Annotated in this window: 21 protein-coding genes and 2 pseudogenes; 14 read left to right on the top strand and 9 right to left on the bottom strand. The window is 30.9% G+C overall.

Annotated features, from left to right (window positions below; all coding sequences use genetic code 11):
• Positions 1–7: 7 nt before the first annotated feature.
• The 4 genes and pseudogenes from N5E64_RS08650 (at position 8) to dinB (ending at position 4,239) form a co-directional block, all read left to right on the top strand.
• Positions 8–712 (top strand): bifunctional 2-polyprenyl-6-hydroxyphenol methylase/3-demethylubiquinol 3-O-methyltransferase UbiG, encoded by a 705-nt coding sequence (locus tag N5E64_RS08650; RefSeq protein ID WP_280037075.1) that lies wholly within the window; start codon positions 8–10, stop codon positions 710–712.
• 162 nt (positions 713–874) lie between these two features.
• Positions 875–1,950 (top strand): annotated as a pseudogene (locus N5E64_RS08645) (cation:proton antiporter); the annotation flags it as partial.
• Between the two features lie 546 nt (positions 1,951–2,496).
• Positions 2,497–3,141, top strand: coding sequence for a TrkA C-terminal domain-containing protein (locus N5E64_RS15785; protein ID WP_407933293.1), 645 nt, complete (start codon positions 2,497–2,499; stop codon positions 3,139–3,141).
• Between the two features lie 18 nt (positions 3,142–3,159).
• A complete protein-coding gene (gene dinB, locus N5E64_RS08635; RefSeq protein WP_280037072.1) occupies positions 3,160–4,239 on the top strand; it encodes a DNA polymerase IV in 1,080 nt (359 codons plus the stop codon).
• Positions 4,240–4,604: 365 nt separating this feature from the next.
• On the opposite strand, the gene N5E64_RS08630 is transcribed toward dinB, so the two are convergent.
• From N5E64_RS08630 to N5E64_RS08620, 3 genes and pseudogenes are all read right to left on the bottom strand, one after another.
• A complete protein-coding gene (locus N5E64_RS08630; RefSeq protein WP_280037070.1) occupies positions 4,605–5,666 on the bottom strand; it encodes an agmatine deiminase family protein in 1,062 nt (353 codons plus the stop codon).
• Positions 5,663–6,376, bottom strand: a complete 714-nt coding sequence (gene blaEBR / locus N5E64_RS08625; protein ID WP_280037084.1) for an EBR family subclass B1 metallo-beta-lactamase — start codon at positions 6,374–6,376, stop codon at positions 5,663–5,665. Before blaEBR ends, N5E64_RS08630 begins: the two co-directional genes overlap by 4 nt.
• Before the next feature lie 6 nt (positions 6,377–6,382).
• Positions 6,383–7,252: pseudogene (locus tag N5E64_RS08620) on the bottom strand (carbon-nitrogen hydrolase); the annotation flags it as partial.
• A 254-nt stretch (positions 7,253–7,506) separates the two neighbouring features.
• On the opposite strand from N5E64_RS08620, the gene N5E64_RS08615 reads away from it, so the two are divergent.
• Both N5E64_RS08615 and N5E64_RS08610 read left to right on the top strand, forming a co-directional pair.
• Complete coding sequence (locus N5E64_RS08615; RefSeq protein ID WP_125350533.1) at positions 7,507–8,151, top strand: DUF5715 family protein; 645 nt, start codon at positions 7,507–7,509, stop codon at positions 8,149–8,151.
• Positions 8,152–8,194: 43 nt separating this feature from the next.
• On the top strand, positions 8,195–8,776 hold the full coding sequence (locus tag N5E64_RS08610) for a DUF5715 family protein (RefSeq protein ID WP_180906330.1): 582 nt from the start codon (positions 8,195–8,197) through the stop codon (positions 8,774–8,776).
• On the opposite strand, the gene N5E64_RS08605 is transcribed toward N5E64_RS08610, so the two are convergent.
• Positions 8,757–9,947 (bottom strand): MFS transporter, encoded by a 1,191-nt coding sequence (locus tag N5E64_RS08605; RefSeq protein ID WP_280037068.1) that lies wholly within the window; start codon positions 9,945–9,947, stop codon positions 8,757–8,759. The genes N5E64_RS08610 and N5E64_RS08605 overlap by 20 nt on opposite strands.
• A gap of 202 nt (positions 9,948–10,149) precedes the next feature.
• Between N5E64_RS08605 and N5E64_RS08600 the strand changes: the two genes are divergently transcribed.
• From N5E64_RS08600 to N5E64_RS08585, 4 genes are all read left to right on the top strand, one after another.
• Positions 10,150–11,703, top strand: a complete 1,554-nt coding sequence (locus N5E64_RS08600; RefSeq protein WP_280037067.1) for a calcineurin-like phosphoesterase C-terminal domain-containing protein — start codon at positions 10,150–10,152, stop codon at positions 11,701–11,703.
• A gap of 244 nt (positions 11,704–11,947) precedes the next feature.
• A complete protein-coding gene (locus tag N5E64_RS08595) occupies positions 11,948–15,151 on the top strand; it encodes a SusC/RagA family TonB-linked outer membrane protein (protein ID WP_280037065.1) in 3,204 nt (1,067 codons plus the stop codon).
• 23 nt (positions 15,152–15,174) lie between these two features.
• Positions 15,175–16,626, top strand: a complete 1,452-nt coding sequence (locus N5E64_RS08590) for a SusD/RagB family nutrient-binding outer membrane lipoprotein (RefSeq protein WP_280037062.1) — start codon at positions 15,175–15,177, stop codon at positions 16,624–16,626.
• Positions 16,627–16,709: 83 nt separating this feature from the next.
• Positions 16,710–17,057: an MmcQ/YjbR family DNA-binding protein gene (locus tag N5E64_RS08585; protein ID WP_280037061.1), complete on the top strand. Its 348-nt coding sequence runs from the start codon at positions 16,710–16,712 to the stop codon at positions 17,055–17,057.
• Here N5E64_RS08585 and N5E64_RS08580 read toward each other — a convergent pair.
• The 5 genes from N5E64_RS08580 to N5E64_RS08560 all read right to left on the bottom strand — a co-directional run bounded on the left by N5E64_RS08580 (position 17,054) and on the right by N5E64_RS08560 (position 21,336).
• The gene (locus N5E64_RS08580) at positions 17,054–18,079 is read right to left on the bottom strand and encodes an isochorismate synthase (RefSeq protein WP_280037058.1); all 1,026 of its coding nucleotides are present in this window, start codon (positions 18,077–18,079) and stop codon (positions 17,054–17,056) included. The two genes, N5E64_RS08585 and N5E64_RS08580, sit on opposite strands and share 4 nt — an antisense overlap.
• Positions 18,072–18,494 (bottom strand): PaaI family thioesterase, encoded by a 423-nt coding sequence (locus tag N5E64_RS08575; RefSeq protein WP_038332238.1) that lies wholly within the window; start codon positions 18,492–18,494, stop codon positions 18,072–18,074. Before N5E64_RS08575 ends, N5E64_RS08580 begins: the two co-directional genes overlap by 8 nt.
• A gap of 3 nt (positions 18,495–18,497) precedes the next feature.
• The gene (locus tag N5E64_RS08570; RefSeq protein ID WP_280037054.1) at positions 18,498–19,058 is read right to left on the bottom strand and encodes a 1-acyl-sn-glycerol-3-phosphate acyltransferase; all 561 of its coding nucleotides are present in this window, start codon (positions 19,056–19,058) and stop codon (positions 18,498–18,500) included.
• A gap of 147 nt (positions 19,059–19,205) precedes the next feature.
• Positions 19,206–21,002, bottom strand: a complete 1,797-nt coding sequence (locus tag N5E64_RS08565; RefSeq protein ID WP_125350362.1) for a PspC domain-containing protein — start codon at positions 21,000–21,002, stop codon at positions 19,206–19,208.
• Entirely contained in the window at positions 20,995–21,336 is a 342-nt protein-coding gene (locus tag N5E64_RS08560; protein ID WP_125350363.1) for a PadR family transcriptional regulator, read from the bottom strand. Before N5E64_RS08560 ends, N5E64_RS08565 begins: the two co-directional genes overlap by 8 nt.
• Before the next feature lie 236 nt (positions 21,337–21,572).
• On the opposite strand from N5E64_RS08560, the gene N5E64_RS08555 reads away from it, so the two are divergent.
• The 4 genes from N5E64_RS08555 (at position 21,573) to N5E64_RS08540 (ending at position 24,984) form a co-directional block, all read left to right on the top strand.
• Positions 21,573–22,229: a hypothetical protein gene (locus N5E64_RS08555; protein WP_125350364.1), complete on the top strand. Its 657-nt coding sequence runs from the start codon at positions 21,573–21,575 to the stop codon at positions 22,227–22,229.
• Positions 22,230–22,294: 65 nt separating this feature from the next.
• Positions 22,295–23,086, top strand: a complete 792-nt coding sequence (locus N5E64_RS08550) for a S1/P1 nuclease (RefSeq protein WP_125350365.1) — start codon at positions 22,295–22,297, stop codon at positions 23,084–23,086.
• 197 nt (positions 23,087–23,283) lie between these two features.
• Positions 23,284–23,709 (top strand): Hsp20/alpha crystallin family protein, encoded by a 426-nt coding sequence (locus tag N5E64_RS08545; RefSeq protein WP_280037049.1) that lies wholly within the window; start codon positions 23,284–23,286, stop codon positions 23,707–23,709.
• A 243-nt stretch (positions 23,710–23,952) separates the two neighbouring features.
• Positions 23,953–24,984 carry a hypothetical protein gene (locus N5E64_RS08540; protein ID WP_114999692.1) on the top strand — a complete coding sequence of 344 codons (1,032 nt, stop codon included), beginning with the start codon at positions 23,953–23,955 and terminating at the stop codon, positions 24,982–24,984.
• Position 24,985: the final 1 nt, after the last annotated feature.

Here is a 24,985-nt window from a genome sequence, read left to right as displayed (position 1 = left end):
AAATAACATGAAAGACCTTTTCGGACAGGCAATTTTAGATTATCAAACCAATCATTCGCCCGAAGATCTCTATACCGAAACATCAATTTCAGAGTTAGATGTGATGCCAATTGATTATCTTTTTCGAGAGTATGATGACATGCCTCCTCTAGAGCAAAAAGCACTTGATTTGTCAAAAGGAAAAATATTGGATGTTGGTTGTGGAGCAGGTTCTCATTCACTTTATTTGCAAGAAAAAAGTTCAGATGTTTTAGCGATTGATATTTCTCCAAAAGCGATTGAAGCTTGTTTGTTGAGAGGAATCAACAATGCAAAAGTTCAGAATTTCCTTGAAATCAATGAAGCTGAGAAATTTGATACGATTCTATTTTTGATGAACGGAACTGGAATTTTTCAGAATTTAGTTTTAATTAATGTTTTCTTGGATAAAATCAAAAATTTATTAACCGAGAATGGTCAAGTTTTGATTGATGGAACCGACATTATTTATATGTTTGATGAAGACGAAGATGGTGGAAAATGGATTCCGAGTAATGGAAATTACTATGGTGAATTAGATTTTACGGTTCATTATAAAGGCGAGCAAGAAGAACCTATTCAATGGTTGTATTTGGATTTTGATACACTAAAAAATGCGTGCGAATATCATCAACTAAAATGTACAAAAATAAAAACCGAAGGAGATTCTTATTTAGCAAAAATTACTTTGTAAAATATCGTTTCGATAATAAAATACAAACTCATTAGTTCATTAGAATTAGTGAGTTTTTTTTTATTCTCAAACAAAATTGATAATGATATAAAGTTAATCAATAGTTGAACAATTAATTATCTTTTAAAAAATTCATAAATTAGTACAGATTAAACGCAATTTATGGAAGAACACCTGCCAAAACTCATTACCGATCTTGGATTAATTCTATGTGTAGGCGCTGTGACGACGCTTATTTTCAAACGTATCAACCAACCTCTTGTTTTAGGTTATATTATTGCTGGTTTTTTAGTTGGACCGCATTTCGAATATATTCCCACAGTTGCAGAAGAACATAATGTGGAGATTTGGGCGAAGATTGGTGTTATATTTTTGCTTTTTAGTCTTGGTCTCGAATTTAGTTTCAAAAAATTACTCAATGTTGGTGGTTCTGCCTCCATCACTGCGATTGTCGAAATCATTTGTATTGTAACCGTTGGTTATTTTGTTGGTCGATTTATGAATTGGTCGACAATGGATAGTATTTTCCTCGGCGGTTTATTAGCAAGTTCCTCTACAACCATTATTATTAGAGCATTTGATGAATTAGGATTGAAACGAAAGAAATTCGCGAATGTCGTTTTCGGAATTTTAATTGTAGAAGATATTGTGGTCATTTTATTAATGGTTATGCTTTCTACTATGGCGGTTAGCCAGCATTTTAACGGAGCAGAAATGATTAATTCTTTCGTTAAATTAGGTTTCTTTTTAGCGGTTTGGTTTATTGGAGGAATTTTTATTATTCCAACTTTTTTACGTTCTATCAAAAATTATTTAGATGATGAAACCTTATTAATTATCTCAATTGGATTATGTCTTGGAATGGTTTACATTGCTGATAGCGCAGGTTTTTCGATAGAATTAGGTGCTTTTGTAATGGGTTCTATTTTAGCTGAAACTGTTTATGCCGAAAAATTGAACATAATTTTCAATCTGTAAAAAATCTGTTCGCAACAATTTTCTTTATTTCTATTGGAATGATGATCGATCCCGTTTCGATGTATGAACACAAATGGGCAATTTTGATTGTGACCTTGTTGACGATTTTCGGAAAGTTAATTTTTACCACTTTAGGTGCTATAATTTCAGGACAACCGCTAAAACAATCCGTACAAGTAGGAATGAGTATGGCACAAATTGGTGAATTTGCTTTCATCGTTGCTGGTTTAGGACTTTCTCTTGGTGTAACAAGCGACTTCTTGTTTCCTGTTGCAGTCGGTGTTTCAGCAATTACAACATTTACAACACCTTATTTAATTAAATCATCGGACAAAGTTTATACTTTATTGGAAAAAATTCTTCCGCAAAAATTCATTCAAGGTGTTGAAAATTATTCATCTGATACTCAACATATTCAAAATGAAAATAAATGGAATAAAATCATCAAACAAACCGTTTCGACAATTTTTATCAATGGAATAATCATTATCGCAATCACATTGATTATCAGAAGCTACGTTTTATTCTTATTAACCGATTGGTTTACCTATTTTGGCGCAAGTTTGGTCAGCATTATATTGACGTTTATATTGTGTATTCCATTTATTTGGGCAATTATTGGAAATCGACCAAAAAGAGAAATTATCAGAGAATTTTGGGATGAGTCTAATTACAATCGCGCACCAATTATTGCAATTATCTCCATACGTTTAACTATAGTTGTATTTACTGTAATTTTTATTTATAATCAATTTTTTTCAAGCACAATTGCCTCAATTGTTTTAGTTATTGGATTATTGATTACAATGTATTTTCTTTCAAAATATTTCAATCAGTTTTACAATTATATTCAAACAAAATTTATTTATAACTTAAATGAACGTGAAATTCTAACTAAAAAAATTGAAGAGAAAAAGAAACAAGATAAATTTCAATATACTTGGGATAACACGCATATTTCGGATATGATTGTTCCTCAAAATGCCAATTTTATTGGTGTTCCTTTGGGTGAATTGGATTGGCGAACAAAATTTCAGATAAATATTGCGTATATCAAACGTGGCGATCGAATTATTCAGACTCCAAATTCTGAATCTGTTTTATATCCTTTCGATAAAATTGGAATCATTGGAACGGATGAACATATTCAACGATTTGAGAAATATTTGCAAATTATTGGCGAAACTCCTCCAGAAAATACAGATCTTAAAAATACAGATAATTTTACGTTAGATAAAGTAGTTATTCCGAATGATTTTTGTGTTTTGGAACATAAATCAATTGGTTGGGTAAAAGATACGGCAAAAGGAATTGTGGTTTCGATAGAGCGCAATGGAAAAATGATTCACAATCCTGATCGAAATGTACCCATTGAATTGGGCGATTATTTGACAATTGTTGCCGATAAGAAAAACTTAAAAAACTTTATTCAGGAGTATCATTTAAAATAAAGCGAGTAATTTTGCAAGATGCAGCGTAAGATTATTCACATCGATATGGACGCTTTTTATGCTTCTGTTGAACAACGAGATTTCCCCGAATTAAGAGGGAAATGTATTGCTGTTGGCGGAAATGAAGAACGTGGTGTGATTGCTACCGCTAGTTACGAAGCTAGAAAATATGGCGTCGGATCTGCAATGTCTTCTGTTGTTGCAAAACGTAAATGTCCACATTTGATATTTGTAAAACCTCGATTTCAAGTTTATAAAGAAGTTTCGAATCAAATTCGTGAAATATTTCTTGAATATACTGATTTGGTTGAACCTTTATCTTTGGATGAAGCTTTTTTGGATGTAACAATTAACCATAAAAACATCGAAATCGCCACAGATATTGCAAACGAAATCAAACAAAAAATAAAAGAACGAACAGATTTGACTGCTTCTGCAGGTGTTTCTTTCAATAAATTTTTAGCTAAAATTGCTTCGGATTATAACAAACCTGATGGACTTTATGTGATAACACCTAAAATGTCTGAAAATTTTATTGATCAATTACCAATCAAAAAATTTCATGGAATTGGAAAAGTAACTGCCGAACGTATGCAAATGATGGGTATTCATACAGGTTTGGACTTGAAGAATCTAGAATTAGAAAAACTCTTACGCGAATTCGGAAAATCTGGTAAATACTATTACAATATTGTTAGAGGATTAGATTTTAGAGAGGTCAATCCTACTCGATTGCGAAAATCATCTGGTTCAGAAACAACTTTTAGCAAAGATTTAGAAACATTAGAAGAAATGCAAATCGCTTTATTTCCACTAATGGAAGATGTTTGGAACTTTTCCTTGAAAACATCAATTTATGGAAGAACAATAACTGTAAAAATAAAACACAATGATTTTTCGGTTACTACAAAAAGTAAATCAGCTTCATTTCCAATTAAAAATAGAGACCTTTTTGATCTTATTTGTTATGATTTATTAAGTGAAGGTTACTCCTTAGAAAAACCAATTCGACTATTAGGTGTCTCAATTTCTAATTTATCCAATAATCAAAAAAAATTCGGAACTCAACTAGAAATTCCATTTAGAGAAACTATATAAATTCTTCAATACAATTTAAAAATTCCGAAACAACAAAATACAAAATATTGATTTACATATTTTTAACAATATTTTAAATCTATACATTTTATTTTCTTATTAGATATATTAAATTGTTTTTTTTCTTAGTTATAGACATTTTGAAGATACATAAATGTTTTTCATTCTATATTTATGACGTTTGTACCAACAAACAACATCGTTTGTAACACTTTTAAGATTACTAACCAACAACCAAACTAAAAAGCTATTTTGATAATCTAACCAGTTTATCAAAACAACCTAAACCGATATTACTTATCTAAACCAAATTAAAAAAGCTGAGCAGGTTGCTCAGCTTTTTTGTTGTTTTATATTAAAAAAAACTAAATCTTAGGTTCTTGTTGACTCAAACAATGGAAAGATCCTAGTCCCCAAATAATATCTGTAGAATCAATTCCTACAACTTTACGATCGGGGAAACATTTCTGAATAATATCCAAAGCAATCGCATCTTTTGCACAACGATAAGTTGGTACAATGACAGATTTATTCGCAATATAAAAATTTGCATAAGAAGCAGGTAAACGCTCACCTTCGCAATAAACTGCATCCGGCATTGGCAATTCGATAATGTTTAATGGACGTTCATCTTCCAATTTCATTTCTTGTAATTGTCGAAGATTCACTTGTAACAATTCGTAATTATCATCCGATTCATCTGTTTCAACAACTGTCAAAACTGTATCTTCATTTACAAAACGAATTGTATCATCAATGTGTCCATCCGTATCATCACCAACAATTCCGTCTTCTACCCAAAGAATTTGCGAAACGCCGTAATAATTTCTTAAAAATTCTTCTATTTGTTCTTGTGAATAATCTGGATTACGATTTTCATTCAGTAAACAAGATTTTGATGTCATCAACGTATCTTTTCCATTAAATTCGACCGAACCTCCTTCCATAATAATTCCAGGATGAAAAACAGGAAGATTAAATTCTGCACCAATTCTTGTTGGCACAACATCGTCATTTTCAAAAGGTGGATATTTTCCTCCCCACGCATTGAATCCCCAATCAACAATAACTTTTGGGTTATCAGGATTGTTTTTATTCAATAAAAATGCAGGACCATGGTCGCGGCACCACGCATCGTTTGTTTCATGAAAATAAAATTCAACCTTTGGCAAATCTGCAGTCGTTTTTTCAATAAAAGATAAAGCTAAAGCTTTCATGTCTTCATCTTTTACATTAATACGAACTTTTTCGCCTTTCGTTAATTCAGCAATAAATTCGGCATAAGCCGGATAGATCAACTGAATACGATCTGGCCAAGATTCTTCTTTATGCGGCCAAGACAACCATGTTGCTTCATGCTCTTCCCATTCTGCCGGAAATCTATATCCCAACTCTTTCGGAAATTTGGATGTATCTATCGTGTTCAATTCTTATTATTTTCTAAAAGTTTAAACGTATTTTCAATATGCCCGGACGCTTTCCAGTTATCATGTCCCGGAATAACTTGTTTTATAGTAGGATGTTTTGAAACCAGCTTCTTCATGGTTTCTGGCCATTCAGCTATATTTGCTTCTCCGGTATATCCTAAATTTATGGCATCAGCACCTTTGATTAAACAACCTCCATTCAAAACTTTATACTTTGGAAACCAAACTACAACATTATCTTCTGTATGCCCTTGACCAAAATATTCGACCACAAATTTTTCTTTTCCGAATTTGTACGTTTTTCCTAGTTCAATTTCGAATTTTGAAGTCGCTTTTCCTTCTTTTCTCAATATAGTATTCGTTAAAGCAGAAGCATAAGTCGGGATATTCAAATCATTATAAAAACTCAGATCACCAGCTCTATCTTCGTGAGAATGTGTCACAAAAACTGCAATAACTGGTAAATTATATTTTTTTACTAAAAGATCATTCAGCGTTTGGTACTGTGATTTTTGCCAAGGTACATCAAACAAAACAATGCCTTTTTTCGTTACCAAATACATTGCATTTACATTGTACTCAACCCCTTGAAATGTATTGAACGTTTGATAAACAAAAAGATTATTACGAATAGAGTCTATTTGTATCGGCTTGATTTGACCAAATGCAAAACTTCCTATCAATGCAATAAGTGAAAATATTTTTTTCATTAATCTTTCGTCTATAAAACGTTTTGTAATTGGTTGATAAGAATCGATGCGGCGATCTCTTAAGAAAGGCCAGTGTTTACGGAAGAAATCAGATTCGTTCAAATCCAATTCAACCACTTCTGTTTCCTCTTTATCATGCGTTGCCAAATACAACAATTTTCCTTGCGCATTTGTCGCAAAAGAACCTCCCCAAAATTTCATCGCTCCATCTTGCTCAAAACCAACACGATTCACAGAAATAACTGGAACTCCATTCGCAACTGCATGTGAACGCTGAATTGTTTGCCAAGCATTATATTGATCTTGATTTGTTTCTTCGTCTTGCGTCGTATCCCAGCCAATCGCAGTAGGGTAAAATAAAATTTCCGCACCCATCAATGCTGTAATACGAGAAGCTTCTGGATACCACTGATCCCAACAAATTAACACACCAATTTTTCCAAATTTAGTATCAAAAACTTTGTAACCTAAATCCCCTGGTGTAAAATAGAATTTTTCATAAAACGCAGGATCATCTGGGATATGCATTTTACGATATTTCCCTAAATATTGTCCATCAGCATCTAAAATAGCTGTTGTATTGTGGTATAAACCTTGCGCACGTTTCTCGAATAAAGAAGCAATAATTACAACTCCTAATTCTTTTGCTACAACTGATAACGCATCTGTTGATGGTCCAGGAATAGATTCTGCTAAATCGAAATTGTCGTAATCTTCTACATCACAGAAATATAATGAGGTAAACAATTCTTGCAAACACACAATTTGAGCGCCTTTTGCAGCTGCTACTTTTACTTGTTCGATTGCTTTGTTTAAATTTTCTTGTTTGTTATTAGTACAAGTCATTTGTACCATTCCAACTTTAACTTTTGCCATTCTATAAATAGTCTAAAAATGAATAATAAGTACAAATATAGCGAATTTAGTAGGATTTAATCTATTAGAATTTATATTTAAGAATATTTTATGTTCAAATGAGATGAAATTTAAATTTCTATCAATCTATCTAACAATGCTATTTTGAGAACAGATTTAAGAAAATTTTAAAAAAAGTTTACCTAAATATTATAATTTTTAACAAGTCTTTATTAAATTGTAACTTCTAATTTTGTCGCGTAATAATTTAAAAAATGAAAAAATTAATTGCCCTTTCTTGTCTTTTTAGCGGAATATTTATTTCAGCTCAAAGTCAAGAAAGTTACATTTTAGCAGAAAATTCTGCCTCTTCATCCACTTCTATCTCTACAAAAAAAGTAACTTATGACGATCATTTAATGGCAGCAGAATCATTCAACGTCCCAATCGTGAAGAGTTTTGATGATATTGAAGGTTTAGTTGCTACAAAAAAATTAGTTGCTATTCCTGAGGAAGGAAATGGGTACACAATTGAGAAATTAACACATAGTAAAGCTTTCTTAAACAACAGAGCTAAAACTGTTTTAGAACGAATTGCTTCAAAATTTTTGGACGAAAATAATGCTACAATTACTGTAACTTCACTTACTCGTTCAGAGGAAAGTCAAGCAAGTTTGAGACGAGTAAATAGCAATGCTGCAAAAGGTGAAAGTTCTCACAACTATGGAGCTTCTTTTGATTTGTCTTATACAAAATTCAATAATAAATATTCGTATAGCAAAACTCATCGTGATAATTTAGAAGCGATTTTAAAACAATTACAAGATGACGGCAAAATTTACTATATCAAAGAATATAGACAACACTGTTTTCATGTAACGGTTCGTAATCCTGATCAATTTAAATCAACAACAATGTAATATATAAAAGTTCTTTTCTATTTTTGCAGAAGAGAATTGAATCATGAAACAATTTTTAACAACGTTTTTTATTTGCTCTTCTTTATTCGGTTACGCTCAATCACGAGTTGTTATAGAACCTTCTAAAGAATATGTTCAGCATTTGAATGCCGCAAAATCTCATAAACTTGAGCTAATTGATGGTGATAAAAAGTTGAACAAGTACATTAATCAAGGTAAATTGGTTAAAATAAAACAGCGTGGTTATGGTTGGCGAGTTGGAGATTTAACGCATAGTCATTCATATCTTATTCCAAAAGGTCGAGATATTTTGACAAGTATTGCAAGTGATTTTGTAAAAGCAACAGGTCAAAATTTTTTCGTTGTTACATCAATGACACGAACGCTACATGATCAAAATCGTTTGAGAGGAATTAATAAAAATGCTTCTTCTAACGACAGTTCGCATAATTTTGGTGCTGCTTTTGATATTTCTTATGTTAGATTTAATCATAAAATTAGACCTGATTCTAAACTAGAAAAAGAATTAGAACAAGTGTTAAAAAATTATGTCAGAACAGGCAAAATTTACTACGTAAAAGAATCTAAAATTAGATGTTTTCATATTATCGTTCGGAATTATTAAATTCTGAACGATTTTTTTTTGTTTGTAAATAATAACTATACAATAATCCTATAAACACAAACAAACTACAAAAACCAAATAAGTTTGACATTCCAAACAAACTGATAACACCACCAATTAGAGGACCTGTAATTCCCAATGAGATATCAATAAACAAGCCGTACGCAGCTAAAGCAGCTCCTTTACTATTATCCGAAACCAAAGCAACTGCCTCTACTCCCATCGCAGGAAAAACCAACGAAAAACCAATTCCTGTAATGCCTGCACCAATAAGAGCGATAAAAGAATTTGGCGCACTAAAAAGGATTAACAAACCTATCGTTTCGACTATCATGCAAATAATTCCAACTTTTAATCCTCCTAATGTATTAATTGAACTATTAAAAAATAATCGTCCTACGATAAATAATAAGCTGAAAACACTTAAACATAAAGCTGCATTCGACCAACTATAAAAATCGTAGTAAAGTGTTATAAAATTGGAAATCCCTCCAAATCCAAGACCTGCAAGTGCTAAACAAATTCCAAAAGGAGCAACCGTTTTTAATACACTTATAAATGGTTGCGGAACTTTTGAAACTGCAGTTAATATATTCTCTTTATTTCTAGCTAAAAAATAGCCGATAATAGCACAAACAATACTAAACAAACCAATAAAACCAAGTCCAAAATATTGATTTAAAATTACACCCAATGGTGCTCCAATTGCCAATGCACCGTAACTTGCAACACCATTATAAGAAATCGCTTTCGCTGTATGTTGTTGTCCAATTTTTAAAATTGCCCAGTTTATCGGACTTCCACCTACCATTCCTTCTGATGCTCCAGTAACCAATCTCGCAAGTACAAGAATAGCTAATGACAGAAAATGATTGTTTCTTGTAAAGTAACAAAAGTATAATAAAACTCCAGCTAAAATAAACAAACTCATACTCAATAAAACGGCTGGTTTAGGACCTTTTGTATCTACAATTTTTCCGGCATAACCTCTCAATATAAAAGTTGTCACATATTGCAAACTAATTACAATACCCGCTACAAGCTCAGTAAAACCTAATGTTTTTGTAATAAAAATAGGTAGAATAGCCAAAGGTAAACCTATCAGTAAATAACCTATAAATGAAAAACTTACATAACCTATAATTTGCATGAAAATTTGTCGTGAACTCATGCTTAATTTCTCTTCCATAACATAATGCAATCGGTTACAAATTTAGACTATTTAATAATGAAAGACAATTATTCATCCATTATTAAATTTGAAAATATGTTATTCTTATTTACTTAAATTTAATCTTTACTTATTGTTGTGTTAATCCGAGTACCGCATAAAATATAGAATTTTAACATCTACAAAACAAGAGATTCACACAATGAAAAAAATCGTATTATCGCTGGTATTATTTGGAAGTTTTTATACTTCTGTCAACGCTCAACAACTTGCTAAAGGAATTGTTTTTGAAGATAAAAATCAAAACAATAAATTCGATAAATCAGAAAAACGTTTGGCAAACGTGCAAATTAGTAACGGAAAACAAGTTGTTTCGACAAATGATAAAGGAGAATATCAAATCGAGATTGATAACGAAACTATTTTGTTTGTCATTAAACCAACAAATTACAAAGTTCCTACAAACGAATTCAATCAGCCACAATTCTACTACATCAACAAACCTAATGGCTCTCCAAAATTAGAATATGCAGGTTCTGCTCCTACTGGAAATACTCCAAAGAGTATTGATTTTGCTTTAATTTCTACAAAAGAAAACGAAAAATTTTCGGCTTTAATTTTTGGTGATCCTCAAGCTTATACAGAAGAAGAAATCGAGTATTTCTCTAAAGGTGTAATTGATGATGTTAAAGGAATTAAAGGAATGGAATTCGGACTTTCTTTAGGAGATTTGGTTGGTGATGATTTGAATTTGCATCCATCTTATATAAAAGCTGTTTCGAAAGTTGGTTTGCCTTGGTACAATGTAATGGGAAATCATGATATGAATTATGATGCAAAAGAAGATCAATATTCGGATGAAACGTTCGAGAAAAATTTCGGTCCAAATAATTATTCATATAATATTGGTAAAGCACATTTTATTGTTTTAGATGATATTTTATATCCTGATCCTCGCGATGGAAAAGGATATTGGGGAGGTTTCCGTCCTGATCAATTAGAATTCATTAAAAATGATTTAAAATTTGTTCCAAAGAATCATTTAATCGTTTTAGCATTTCATATTCCGTTGCGTGACACACGTCCAGAAGATAGAAATCAATTATTCGAATTATTAAAAGATTACCCAAATACAATTTCAATGTCTGCTCATACACATTTCCAAGAACAGATTTTTTATGCAAATCAAGATGGTTGGCAACAACAAAAACCTCATCACGAGTACAATGTTGGAACAACTTCTGGTGATTGGTATTCGGGACCGAAAGATGCAAAAGGAGTTCCGGCTTCTACGATGCGCGATGGTACACCAAAAGGTTATGCCTTTTTGCATGTAGATGGTAATCAATATAAATTTGATTATAAAGTTGCAAATTCACCAAAAGAAAAACAAATCGACTTGTACCACACAAAAAAAGTAAAAGAAGGTAAACGCAATCGTGCTTTTTTATATGCTAATTTCTTTATGGGACATGAATCAAATAAAGTTGAATATCGCGTAAATAATGGTGAATGGAAAGAGATGAATTGGGATCCAACAGTTGATTACAATTATATGGAAACCATCATGAAAATTGATAATGCAGAAATTACAAATATTGGTAACAGACCTTCTGCTCCAGAAATTTCGAAACATATTTGGTCAGTTCGTTTACCGAATAAACTAAAAGTTGGAACTTATCCAATTGAAGTTCGAGCAACCGATTTGTACGGAAACACTTTTACAGAAAAATCTTCTTTCGAAGTTATTAAATAACCGTTTTATACACATCTTGATAAGCCACTTCTTTTGAAGTGGCTTTTTTAAATAAAATATTTTACAATTTATTCATGTTAAATAAAAATCAATAAACCGTTAATCAGATGTAAAAACAACATCAAGACCTCTATTTTAGTAATGTTTACTTAAAAATCTCTTAATCCTGAATTAAACAACTTCATAAACAGAAGTTCTAGTTTTGTTAAAATTTTTAACACATAAACATTTCATTTTTACAGTCATGAAGCAATTAAAATTACCACTACTTCTACTAAGTGGATTTTTAAGTTTACACGCCAATGCTAAAACTTATACCGAAACAGATTATCATCAATCGATTTCTCAAGATCAAAACCCAATCAAAGGTCAAATCGTTGATCAAAACGGATTAGGAGTTGCAGATGTAGAAATCATCATCAAGGGAACATCTTTTAAAACATTTACAGACGGAGATGGTTTTTTCGAATTTGTTTCAGTAAATGTTGCTCATCCTACATTATTGGTAAATTCATCTCAACACAAATTTATTGAATACACACCGAAAGATATTTCTCAAGTAAAAATTACTTTACAAGAAGAATCTAACCAACTGAATGAGGTAATTGTAACTGCTTTGGGGATAAAGCGAGAGCAGAAAAAATTAGGATTTGCTCAACAAAATATAGGTTCGGAAGAACTTGCAACAGCAGAAGCGAATAACTGGTCTTCGGGATTGAAAGGAAAAGTAGCTGGTCTTAATATTATTTCTGGAGGAAATGGACCAATCAATTCTCAGCAAATTATTTTGCGTGGAGCAAATTCAATCGACCAATCAAAAAATTATGCTTTAATTGTCATCGATGGTGTTCCAATGAGCACAGAAATGACTTCTTCTGGAAATAATACTGCTTACATGGGCGATGATTCACCTATCGATTTTGGTAATGGTATTTCTGACATCAATCAAGCTGACATCGAAAGTGTAACCGTTTTAAAAGGTCCTTCGGCAGCGGCACTTTATGGAAATAAAGCTGCAAATGGAGCTTTAATTATAACAACAAAATCAGGTAAAAAAGGTAAACAATTAGGTTTAGAATATAAATCAACTGTAGCTATTGATGTTATTAACAATTGGCCAGATTTTCAATATGAATATGGTCAAGGAACTGGAAAAAGTTTCGATAAAAATGGCAATCCTTATTACTCCTATCAAACCTCAGCAGATGGACCAAATACAGGAAGTACTTCTTCTGCATTTGGGCCAAAATTTGACGGACAATCATTTTTTCAATATGACCCTAATTTAGAAAAACAAGGGGCTGAAAGGACTTTATGGCGTGCGTATAAAGATAATAGAAAAGGATTTTGGCAAACTGGTTTCACTTTCAGTAATGCAGTTACACTTTCTGGTGGAAATGACAAAGGAAGTATGAGAGCTTCTATTGGACATCAGAAAAATAGCTGGATTATGCCAAATACTGGCTACGAAAATTATACTGCAGCGATTAATGGAAACTATCAAGTAAGCGATCGTATCAAAGTTTCGACAGCTTTAAACTATACTCGAAAAACAAGTGATAATTTACCAGGAACTGGTTACAATAATGGATCTATTGCTTATTTTATGATCTTCCAAAATCCAAACGTAGATTTAAATTGGTACAAACCAATTTGGAAAAAGGATTTCAATGGAGTAAAAATGATTCGCCCATTTAGTTCATACATGGACAATCCTTATGCTATTGCTTACGAAGCTGTTAATCCAATGAGTAGTAATCAAATTGTTGGAAATATTAGAGCAGATTTTAAATTAAGCAATAAATTAAGCTTAATGTTACGTCCTGCAATTAATACCTATACTCAATTGCGCGAACAAAAACGTCCATTTGATATGAATCGTACGCCGAATGGATATTACAAAAGACAAGACATATCTAAAACTGAAACAAATATCGATTTCTTATTAACTTATACTGATAAATGGGGAGATTTTGGTTTCAATGCAAATGTTGGAGGTAATAGAAAAAATTATGAATACAGAAATTTAACGGCTTGGGTAAATGGTTTAGCTTCGCCTGGAGTTTATAAACTTTCGAATGGATTAACTTCTCCTTTTGCAAGAACGTATGATTCTAATTTAAAAGAAAATTCATTATATGGAATGGCTTCATTTGGTTGGAAAGATATGATTTTCGTTGATTTTACAGGTCGTAACGACTGGAATTCTTCTGTTGCAGTAAAATATAGTTCATTCTTTTATCCTTCAGTTTCTTCAAGTTTTATTCTGTCAGATTTATTCAAAATAAAAGGACCAATTAATTACTTAAAATACCGTTTATCATTTGCAAAAGTTGGTAACGGAGGTACAACAGGTTGGACAAATAGATATTACGATCAAAGCGATTTTACAGCATCTGCAGTAGTACCTGGAAGATTATTTAATCCTGATATTAAACCTGAATCTACAACATCATGGGAAACTGGTTTCGAGGCTTTATTATTCAAGAAAAGATTAAGCTTAGATTTTACAGTTTATCAACAAAGTACAAAAAATCAAATCTTCGAATTACCAAATGATATCACAACTGGCTATTCAAGAAGAGTGGTAAATGGAGGAGAAATTGAAAACCGAGGAATTGAAATAGCAGCTACGTATTCTCCAATTAAAAGTAAAGATTTTGAATGGAAAATGATTGGAACTTGGTCTAAAAATGAAAACCAAGTTAAATCTTTAGTAGAAGGAATAGAAGGTGATCAAATGATTCTTGGTCAATCTGGAACAGTTTATCAAATTGCTAAAGTTGGCGGTTCTTCTACAGCTCTATATGGTGAAAAATTTGTAAGAAACGATGCGGGACAAATCATTTATGATGCAAAAACAGGTGTTCCACTTAAAAATGGATCGTTAGAATACGTTGGCGATGCAACACCTAAATGGAGAGCAGGTTTCACAAATGAAATCAAATTCAAAACATTGCGTTTCAGTTTTACATTAGACGGACAATATGGTGGAATTGTCTATTCACAAACTTATCACAAAATGATGGAGCAAGGAAAATTGGCAGATTCTTTACCTGGTCGAGAAGATGGTTACATCATTGGAAATGGTGTTGTATTGAATGCTGACGGAACTTATTCTCCAAATACAACAAAAGCTGATGTGGCAACTTATTATGCTGAATATAATCGTCGTGCTAATGTAGAATCTAATTCATTCGAAGCTTCATATTTAAAATTAAGAGATGTGAGTTTAACATTTGATTTTCCTAAAAGATTATTATCAAAGACAGGTTTACAAGCGTTGTCATTAACAGTTTACGGACGCGATTTATTCACGATTAGTGATTTTCCTTTATACGATCCAGAAACAGCATCATTAAATGGAAACACTTATGTACCTGGAGTTGAAATGGGACAAATGCCATCAACAGCAACGTATGGAGTAACCTTAAAAGCTTCATTATAATTTACAACATTCAATTTATTAAAATGAAAAAGATTTCAATTCAACTATTTTTTGCCTTCACTATAATTTCAACTGTTTTCTCTTGTACAAACGATTTTGAGAAAGCGAATGAAGATCCAAACTTAATCACAGAAATTAATTCTGGTTCAGTTTTAAACCCTGTTCTTTATGATTTGGCTGAAAATAATGTTTTAAAAAACTACGATATTACCGCTCAATTGATGCAAGTTCATATTCCTTATCCAAGTAATGCTATGGGACTTCATCGTTATGATGTAACAACAGGAACGGGAAATTCTACTTGGAATAATGCCTACACAAATCTTGTTAATTTGGAGGAAATGCTAAAAGTTTCGCAAAAAGCTGGAGATGTCAATTATCAAGCAATTGCATTAACGCTTCGTTCTTTAGTTATTTCAAATTTGACTGATATGTTTGGCGATGTTCCTTTTTCTCAAGCAGCCAAAGCAGAAGAAGGAATTACAAAACCAAAATTTGATACGCAACAAGATATTTATAAGCAATTATTAAATGATTTAGAAAAAGCAAATCAATTATATGTAACTAATTTAGGTCTAAAATATGGTACAGATATTTTATTCCCAAGTAGTGAAAAAAACATCAATATAACACGTTGGAAAAAATTCACAAATTCTCTTAAAATGAGATTATTATTAAGAATTTCGAATCGTGATGCATCTGCCTTAACAGAACTTAAAAAAATAATTGATAATCCGACAACTTATCCTATTTTCGAAAGTGAATCAGAATCTGCTATTTTACAAATTTCTGGTTTAGCACCAAGTTTATCTCCTTGGCCAAGAGCACAAGATTATAGAGATAGCAGAACATTCACAACATTTTTTATAGATAAAATGAATGAAACGAATGATCCTCGTTTACCAATTTTAGTCAATAAAGCTTCTAATTTGGATGGTTCTTCATTAGGTTACAAAGGAGTTCCTGCAGCTTACGAAGGAAATAGTTCTGATTACAAATTCAATCCGTCATCTCCTAACAATGCAATTGTTGTCGCTCCAATGAAAATTCCATTAATGACTTATGCAGAAGTTGAGTTTATAAAAGCTGAAATGGCTCAAAAAGGTTTAGTTGGTGATGCAAAAACTCATTATGATAAAGCTGTAAAAGCCGCAATACAATTATGGACGAATATCGAGCCAACTGCTGAATTTATGGAGCAAGAAAAAATTAAATACAACAATACGTTAGAACGTATCATCGATCAAAAATATTTTGCTTTATTCTTTACAGATTACCAACAATGGTTTGAATATAAAAGAACTGGTTTTCCAAAATTACCGACAACTTCTACCATGTTGAATGATAAAAAAATGCCTCGTCGTATGCTTTATCCAACAAGTGTTAGAAATTATAATCCAGAAGGCTATCAAAATGCACTTCAACAAATGGGACCAGATAACATCAACACGCGTGTTTGGTGGGATGTAAATTAATTGCATACATTCCACATTTAATAGAAAACGACCTTGTAATTAAGGTCGTTTTCGTTTTATTTGTATCTTCACTAAAAATATTTATGCATATCGAAGAGTTAAGAGAGTTTTGTTTAGGACTTCCATTAGTCGAAGAAAAATTTCCTTTTGATCAAACTACTTTGGTTTTTTATATCACTGGAAAAATGTTTTGCCTTTGCGATATTGACGATTTTGATTCTGTAAATATCAAATGTGATCCAGATAACGCAATCGAATTACGCGCAACTTTCGAAGCTGTAATTCCTGGTTATCACATGAACAAAAAGCATTGGAATACCGTTAAAATTCATCAAGACGTGAAAGACATTCAAATCAAAGAATGGATAAAAGATTCTTATAATTTAGTCATCTTAACTTTACCAAAATCTAAACGTCCTGAGTTGATTTAATTCTCTGTTTTCACCAACAACTCACCTATTGTTTTTGATTTCAGTTCTGTTTCTCGCCATTCATTTTCAGGAATAGAATCGGGCATAATACCTCCTCCTACATACAAATTGACTTTATTAGAATAGATTTTTGCACATCTAAGATTAACAAAATACTCCGATTCTGTTTTATTTTGAAAGCCCATAAAACCTGCATAAAAAGTACGATTATAGCCTTCGTTTTCGAGAATAAAATCTTTTGACAGATCCTTTGGCATTCCTCCTACAGCAGGCGTTGGATGCAAAGCTTTCAACAAGTCATACAGCTGAGATTTGTCTTTTAATTGAGCTGAAATAAATGATTTCAAATGTTCAAAAAAGCCTGCATTTACAGAAAATGGACCATCAACATCGATGTAAGAAGTATAAGGTTCTAAAGTTGACGAAATGTAATCGGTTACCACTTGTTGTTCATGATATTCTTTCTCCGTCCATTCATCTTCTTTTGCTTTTGTTCCAGCCAAAGAAACAGTTTGTATAAATTGATTATTTTCTTTTAATAAAAGCTCTGGCGAAGCTCCAATCCAACAACCTTCTTCTGTATCAAATCGCAAATACACATAGGCATTTGGATAATGTTGATGTAAATTTTTGAAAGTTTCAACTAAATTAATATTCGTTTCTGGAAGTGAATTGATTCGACTAATTACAATTTTTTTAGTTGGTGAATCACTTTGTAATTCTTCAACTGTTTTTTGAATTAAATCAATATAATTTTCATACGAAATTGCTTCATTTTGATCTGATTCTGGTAAAGAAAGTTCAAAATTTGGTAATTCATTTATTCCAATATCTATAACCTCATCATCATTAAATTCAATCAATTTTGTATTATCGAAACTATTACAAATAAACTTGTTATCCGATTTTATCTCTTTATTTTCCCATAACTCCACTTGTATAGAATTTGGTTTTCTAAAAAGAAGAAACGGTTTTTGATTTTGAATTAATCTTTCAAGTTTATCTTGAAATTTTTTAAACATGTTTTTTAGAAATAATGGCGTTTGTTAAATGTGTATAACAGATTAATTTATCGTTTTCATCTTTGATTTCAATCTTAATCAAATGCGAAGTGCGACCTTGTTTTACGACTGTTGCATGCCCAAAAATTGTTCCTTCCTTCTTTGGACGAAGATGATTTGCGTCAACATGTTGACCAACCGCCACAAAATCATCCGAATGCAAAATAATATTAGACAAAGTGCTTCCCAACGTTTCCGCCAAAACAATAGAAGCGCCGCCGTGCAACAAACCAAAAGGCTGATGAACTTTAGGCGTTACAGGCATTTTTCCTGATAAAAAATCTTCTCCAACTGCCGTAAATTCTATATCTAAAGTTTCAAGTAATGTATTTTTCGACATTTCGTTGAATTTCTGTAAAATATCTTGTTCGTTCATGATTTAATGTATTTTTGGGTTATAAAGTGCTGGATGTTTCGCCGTAACATCTTTGTAAAAATCTTGAATTTCATCCATCACATCTTCTAAAGTTCTGTTTTCTGTATCCACAATTTTTGAAATTCCAGCTCGTTTTTTCTTGAAATCACAATAAGCCAAAACAATCGGAACATCTGCTTTTTGAGCGATATAGAAAAATCCATTTTTCCATTTTTCTGCACGAGAACGTGTTCCTTCTGGTGTATTGATTAAATATAATTTATCTGATTTTTTTAAAATATCTGAAGCAAAATCAACCATATTATGTCGTTGAGAACGATCAATTCCGATTCCGCCCATTTTCTTGATAAAATATCCATACCAAGGCTTTGTCCAAGCATCTTTGATAAACATTTTCATTGGAATTCCCATTTGCCAAAAAGCCAAAATAGTGTAGTAAAAATCCCAATTGGAAGTGTGCGGAGCGCAAACCAAAACGCATTTATCTACTTTTGATAAATCGAGATGATTATCTAATTTCCAACCTCCTAATGAGTACAAAAGTTTACCTAAAAAATTTTTCATAAAATGATGCTTTATGCATTTGCAAACATACAAAACTCGAAACGGATATTAGTCAATGTAACCAAAAATAAAAAGAGACATTCCGAAATGAAATGTCTCTTTTTGAATATTATTAATTAAAATACTTCTTAAGTCTACGCAAAGAAATCAACGATTATTTGAATGATTTCTGTAGTTAATGTTAATAGAATCTGTATCATCTTTATAGTGTATTTCTTGGTTTGATTTTTCTTTTTTGTTTTCAGTTCTTGGTAAATTTAGTCCTACTGAACCGTCTTTACTTTCGACACGAATACCATTTTTATCAATTCTAACTCTCGCCGAATCGTTTCCGTCATTCAAATTTATGTTTACATCCTCTGAATCAAGATTAATATCGTCCTCAGAATCTGAATCTTTTTGACAATTCAAACATACGAATTTTTTTCCATTATACCCAATAAATTTATTCTTCAAATCATATAAATAATCACGATCATTATCATTATTAATAATTGTCATTCGATCAGTGTTATTCGTATGAATTAATTTGTTCTTAGGAATATACAATTTGATATCAACCGTTTGATTTCTAAATTTACCATCTTTAGGAATTTTAATGAACTCATCTAAATAAAGTTTATTTCCATTTAATTCGTAATTATATCTAATTGCTTCTAAATTGCGTTTTGCTTCTTCTTTGCTTCCTCCTTTAGAAGAATAAGTTACTTGAATATGAAGTTTATCGTCTGTACTTTCTTCAATCTCAAAAATATCATCAATTGGAATAATTAAGTTTCCATCAGCATCAATTAATTGATCTAAATCGTTAAAAGTTTTAAACTTTAAGTTTCCTTCATTATTTTCTCTAAAATAGACTTGTAGCGTATCAGAAGGAATAACATAACTTTTTTCTTGTGTCATTTCAACTGAGTTTCTAAATTTACTTGCTGTACTTACAGAAATTCCAATGATTGCAAATAAAGCAACAAACCAAAGAGCAATTGCTCCAAATATTACAGCTTTACTAACTTTTACTCTATTCCAGAAACATTTTACACCTAAAATTGTCAACAAAACACCTGGAATTACCATTAGTACTCCTCCAAATATTTTGGCTGCCATACTCATCCATTCTTCTTCTACAAGATAACCGAATAATTCAGTAGGCATTTCTGTCCAAGTTGTAAAGAAGAAAAAGAATCCTCCAATGATTAATCCAATACCTGTACTTAGAATGATAAATCCGATGAACCAAAGTAGAATTCGACCAAAAACGCCAAAGGCTCCACCTAGTTTATTACTTAATTCTTTGCTCCCACTTACAACAGCTTCACTAGCTTGTTCTACGTTTTTTTTTAACGTATCAATATTCGCTGGTTGCCCGTACATCTGCAACTTTTCTGATGTTGTTTTTGCTTTCGGAACAAAAATTAACAAGATAAAATAACAGAACACCACTAAGAAAAATGATACACCTGCTGTGAAAATTCCTAAAATTCCAAGAACTAACCAAATAGAACGTACAAACCAAGGATCAACGCCCATATAATGCGCCAAACCAGCAGATAATCCTGTTACAATTGTATCATCTGGATCGCGGTACAAACGTTTCGCACCAGTTTGTTGTCCTCCATACGATTGATTATTTGTCGAATAATTGTATGATGAATTTGTAGACGTTTTTTCGTTCTCTTCATCTTCTTCAACTTTGTATTGATCTGGATGTCCCATCGTAGCAATTACAAAATTGATATCATCTTCATTTACAACTTCTCTAAATTTTAATCGTTCACGAAATAATTCAGAAATACGGATTTCTACATCTTCAATAATATCTTCTACACCTTCCGTACCTCTCAAAGAAGTTTTTACATCTTGTAAATAGGTCTTTAATTTATTATAGGCAATTTCGTCTAACACGAAAGAAAATCCTCCTATACTTATTGATACTGTTTTATCCATTTTTCTGCGTTTCTGTGGTTACTTTATTCACGGCTTCAATTAACTGTTCCCAAGTTTCAGCTAATTCTTTTAAAAAATTTTCACCTAACTCTGTAAGTGCATAATATTTGCGAGGTGGTCCTGACGTTGATTCTTCCCAGCGATACTGTAAAAGGTCATCATTTTTAAGTCTTGTCAAAAGCGGATATAATGTTCCTTCAACAACAATCATCTCTGCTTTTTTCAATTCGTCTATGATATCAGATGCATACGCATCTCCTTTTTTGATAATGCTGAGAATACAATATTCCAGTACACCTTTTCGCATCTGAACTTTTGTTTTCTCTATATTCATAAGAACGGCTTGTTTTATTTTGTTATACAAATATATATAAAAGTTTTAGTATTATGCAAAACAAAGTACTGAATTATTTTTAGTATTATAAATAAAAAACATACCAATCTGTCTGTTTATCGAGGTTTGCTGAATTAATATTTTTTTAAAGTTTTTTTTAGAAAATTTCTAAATCTCCAAAAAAAGAACTTTTAAAGATGATTTTTATTAAATTTAGAGAATAATTAAAGCTAATTATGGATCAATTCTCTTGGATAAAAGATTATAAAAACAACGAAAATATAGAAACGTTAACTGATATTATTCCAGATTTATTTAAACAATATTATATGATTCATTGGAAAATTGGAATTATAGATGATTTTCCTTTCGAAAAATATCCATCAAATAACTTAACCATAGAAGAAATCAACCAAAGAATAAAGATTGAAAGAGAATTTGGATTATTTCTTAATCCTCAAAAAAGTAATCTTTACAGAGAAATAAATCTTGATGAACTTTCTCAAAAATTTAAACTTGAAAAAAATATAAATATTCTAGACAATTTTAAAGATAATCCAGCAATTGAATTTCTAGATAATCAAACAATTGATTGTATAGATAAAGGATTAAATAAAATTATAAATTCTCAAACCTTACATTTATATATCAGCAATATCGAGGAATTTTATTGGGAAGAAAATTATAAGCAAAGGAATAGTAATGTTTTAATTTCAGAATATCTTGATTTTCAGAAAAACTCAGATTTCGATTCTAATTCCTTTCTTTTTCCCGATGATTTAAGTTGGTGCTTGATTACTTACGAAGATTTACCACTTACTTTTTGTACAAATACTATTAATCCTTTTGATTTAGAATTATTTCCTTTAATATATAATCAAACTTTTTTTTAATAGCATTAATCATAATTCATCAATAATTAACTTTCCTTACCTTTGTCAAAAATCGAGCTCACACAATGAAAAAAATTATAGGAAGTGCAATGCTTTTAGGTGCATTTTTAGCTTCAGAAAGTGCTTTAGCTTGGGGATTAACAGGTCACCGAGTGGTTTCTCAGATTGCAGAACAACACATTAGCAAGAAAACTCGTAAAGAAATTACAAAAATTATTGGTCCTCAAAAGTTAGCTTATTGGGCAAACTGGCCAGATTTTATCAAGTCTGATGATTCTTGGAAACATGCAGATTCTTATCACTATGTTAACATACCTGGAGATTTAAATCGTCAACAATTTGATGCTGCTTTAGAGCAAACTTCAGATGAAAACATGTACAAAAAAGGTTTGTTTTTAATGAATGAATTAAAAAACAATAAAAACCTTACAATCGAGCAAAAACAACACGATTTATATTTCTTGATTCACATTCTTGGTGATGCACATCAACCACTTCACGTTGGTCGTCCAGATGATTTGGGAGGAAATCGTATCAAAGTTGAATGGTTCCGTGATAAAGTAAATATCCACACAGTTTGGGATTCTAAATTGGTAGATTACGAAAACTATTCTTACACAGAATATTCTAATTTACTGGATATTGCAACGAAAGAACAACAAAAAACAATGCAAGAAGGAACTTTTGCTGATTGGATTTACGGCTCTTATATTATTGCAAACAGAATTTACGCAGGTGTTAAAATGGACGATAAATTAGGTTACCGTTACCATTTTGACAACAAAAAAACGATCGAAGATCAAATGCTAAAAGGCGGTCTACGTTTAGCAAAAGTTTTAGACGAAATTTATAAATAAATAGAATCTTAACCAAGATGTACAAATCCTGAAAATGACTTTTCAGGATTTTTTTATGTTCAAAATTTAAATTTTCAGTCATTTTGACATTTAAAAACAGTAAAAACAAGTCATTTTGTCTTAAAATATCGATTTGCACATAATTTGAATAAAGTGAAAACATGAACAATGAAATCAAAAATTTAAACATACAAGACATGAACACAGCAAGAAAAAATAGAGCAAATTATTTCCCATTTGGATTTGAAAATGCAATGCGTCCAAAGTTTGAAACTTTTGTAAATTCTCAAAATCAATTTCCTGCAGTAAATATCAAAGAAAATGAAGATAGTTTCGAGATTTTATTAGCTGCACCAGGTTTAAACAAAGAAGACTTTTCAATTGAAATTGATGAAAATATTTTGAAAATTTCATCAGAATTTAAACAAAATGAAGAAGTAAAAGATGAAAAATTTTCGAGAAGAGAATTTAATTTTTCAAGTTTCAAAAGAGCATTTACATTGCCAGAAACCATAAACGAAGATAAAATAGAAGCTTCTTATGTAAACGGAATTTTGCAATTAGTTCTACCTAAGAAAGAAGAAGCTTTACCAAAAGAAAAACGTAGCATACAAATTTCATAGATATAGTTAATTTTAGTTGGTTAGTAAATCCTCAATTCTTCGGAGTTGAGGATTTTTTGTTTAAATCAAATTTATAATTTTATCATTTCCTCAAAAACAATGTTAAAAAAAGTGACTATTTTATCGAAAACGGAATCAAAAAGTTCTTAACAAAAACACTTAATAATTTTTATAAAAAAGTGTTTTTTAGTAAAAATTATTAAAAACTAATCTTTTACATTTACAAAAGATTAAAATTCAACTATGCACAAAAACATTTTATCTACAATAACTTATGTTGTAAAAACACGTTTTTGCACAAGCTCAAAAGAATTTCAAATAACTGAATTTAATTCGGATAATGGATTAAAAAACAGGTTGGATGCTTTTAGTTTTCTTGAAAATTACATCGAAATTATTTCAAATGAAGGTTTGCTACAAATTGAAAGTAATTTTATTCAACCAAAAGCAATTGATCGAATAAATACTGAAATCAATTATCCTAACGGAAATAATTACAAACGTTTAAAACTAGTTAATCAAGAAGCTATTTTTATCACTCCAAATGAAACTATTTTTCCTTACGGAATTAGTTTGTCTTTTGTTTTAAATGAAGATTTCGATACTTTAAAAAAAGACAACGAATATGAAATTTATTCTTTAAAAAATTTTGAACAAATTAATTATTCTGAACAACTTAATCATTTAATAATCGAATATAAATTACTGAAAAACTTAGGTTTTGAAGAACAAATAGATGCAATAAAATTAAATAAATATCTATTCTCAAATTTTGATATTGAAGATAATCATTTTGAAATTTTAGACACACCTTTTTTGTGGAATAACTCAACAAGACAATTTTTTATAAATAATATTTCGAACCGCGAATTTATTCTAGATTGTCTTTACGATCATCTTTTTCATTATCAAGATTTTGATTATGTTCAGTTTTTAGAAAAGAATTGTCCGAAAGAAATTGAAAAAAATATTTATGCAATGCTGCATGGTCAGGGAGGTTTATTATTTGTTGGTTATCATCCAGAAAATTTAACCGAAAGTATTATGAGCGATATCGAATTAATTAATTATTACAATTTACTTGATGCAAATTTTTCTCAGGACGAATATTTGTATAAAAATATTAATTTACAAATATTTAGTTTCAATGATTTTCCTGTTTTAGCAATTACGGTTTTTCCATTAAATGAAGAATCAAAAAAGAGTCATGCGTATAACCCTGATAAAATATTTGTACTGCAAAATAATCGATTCATTAAGATGAAAGATAATTAAA

The sequence above is a fragment of the Empedobacter sp. GD03739 genome (assembly GCF_029843245.1).
Lineage (GTDB): Bacteria > Bacteroidota > Bacteroidia > Flavobacteriales > Weeksellaceae > Empedobacter > Empedobacter falsenii_B.
Note: the sequence above shows the minus strand (reverse complement) of the source record. Positions and strands in the feature narration are given on the sequence as shown.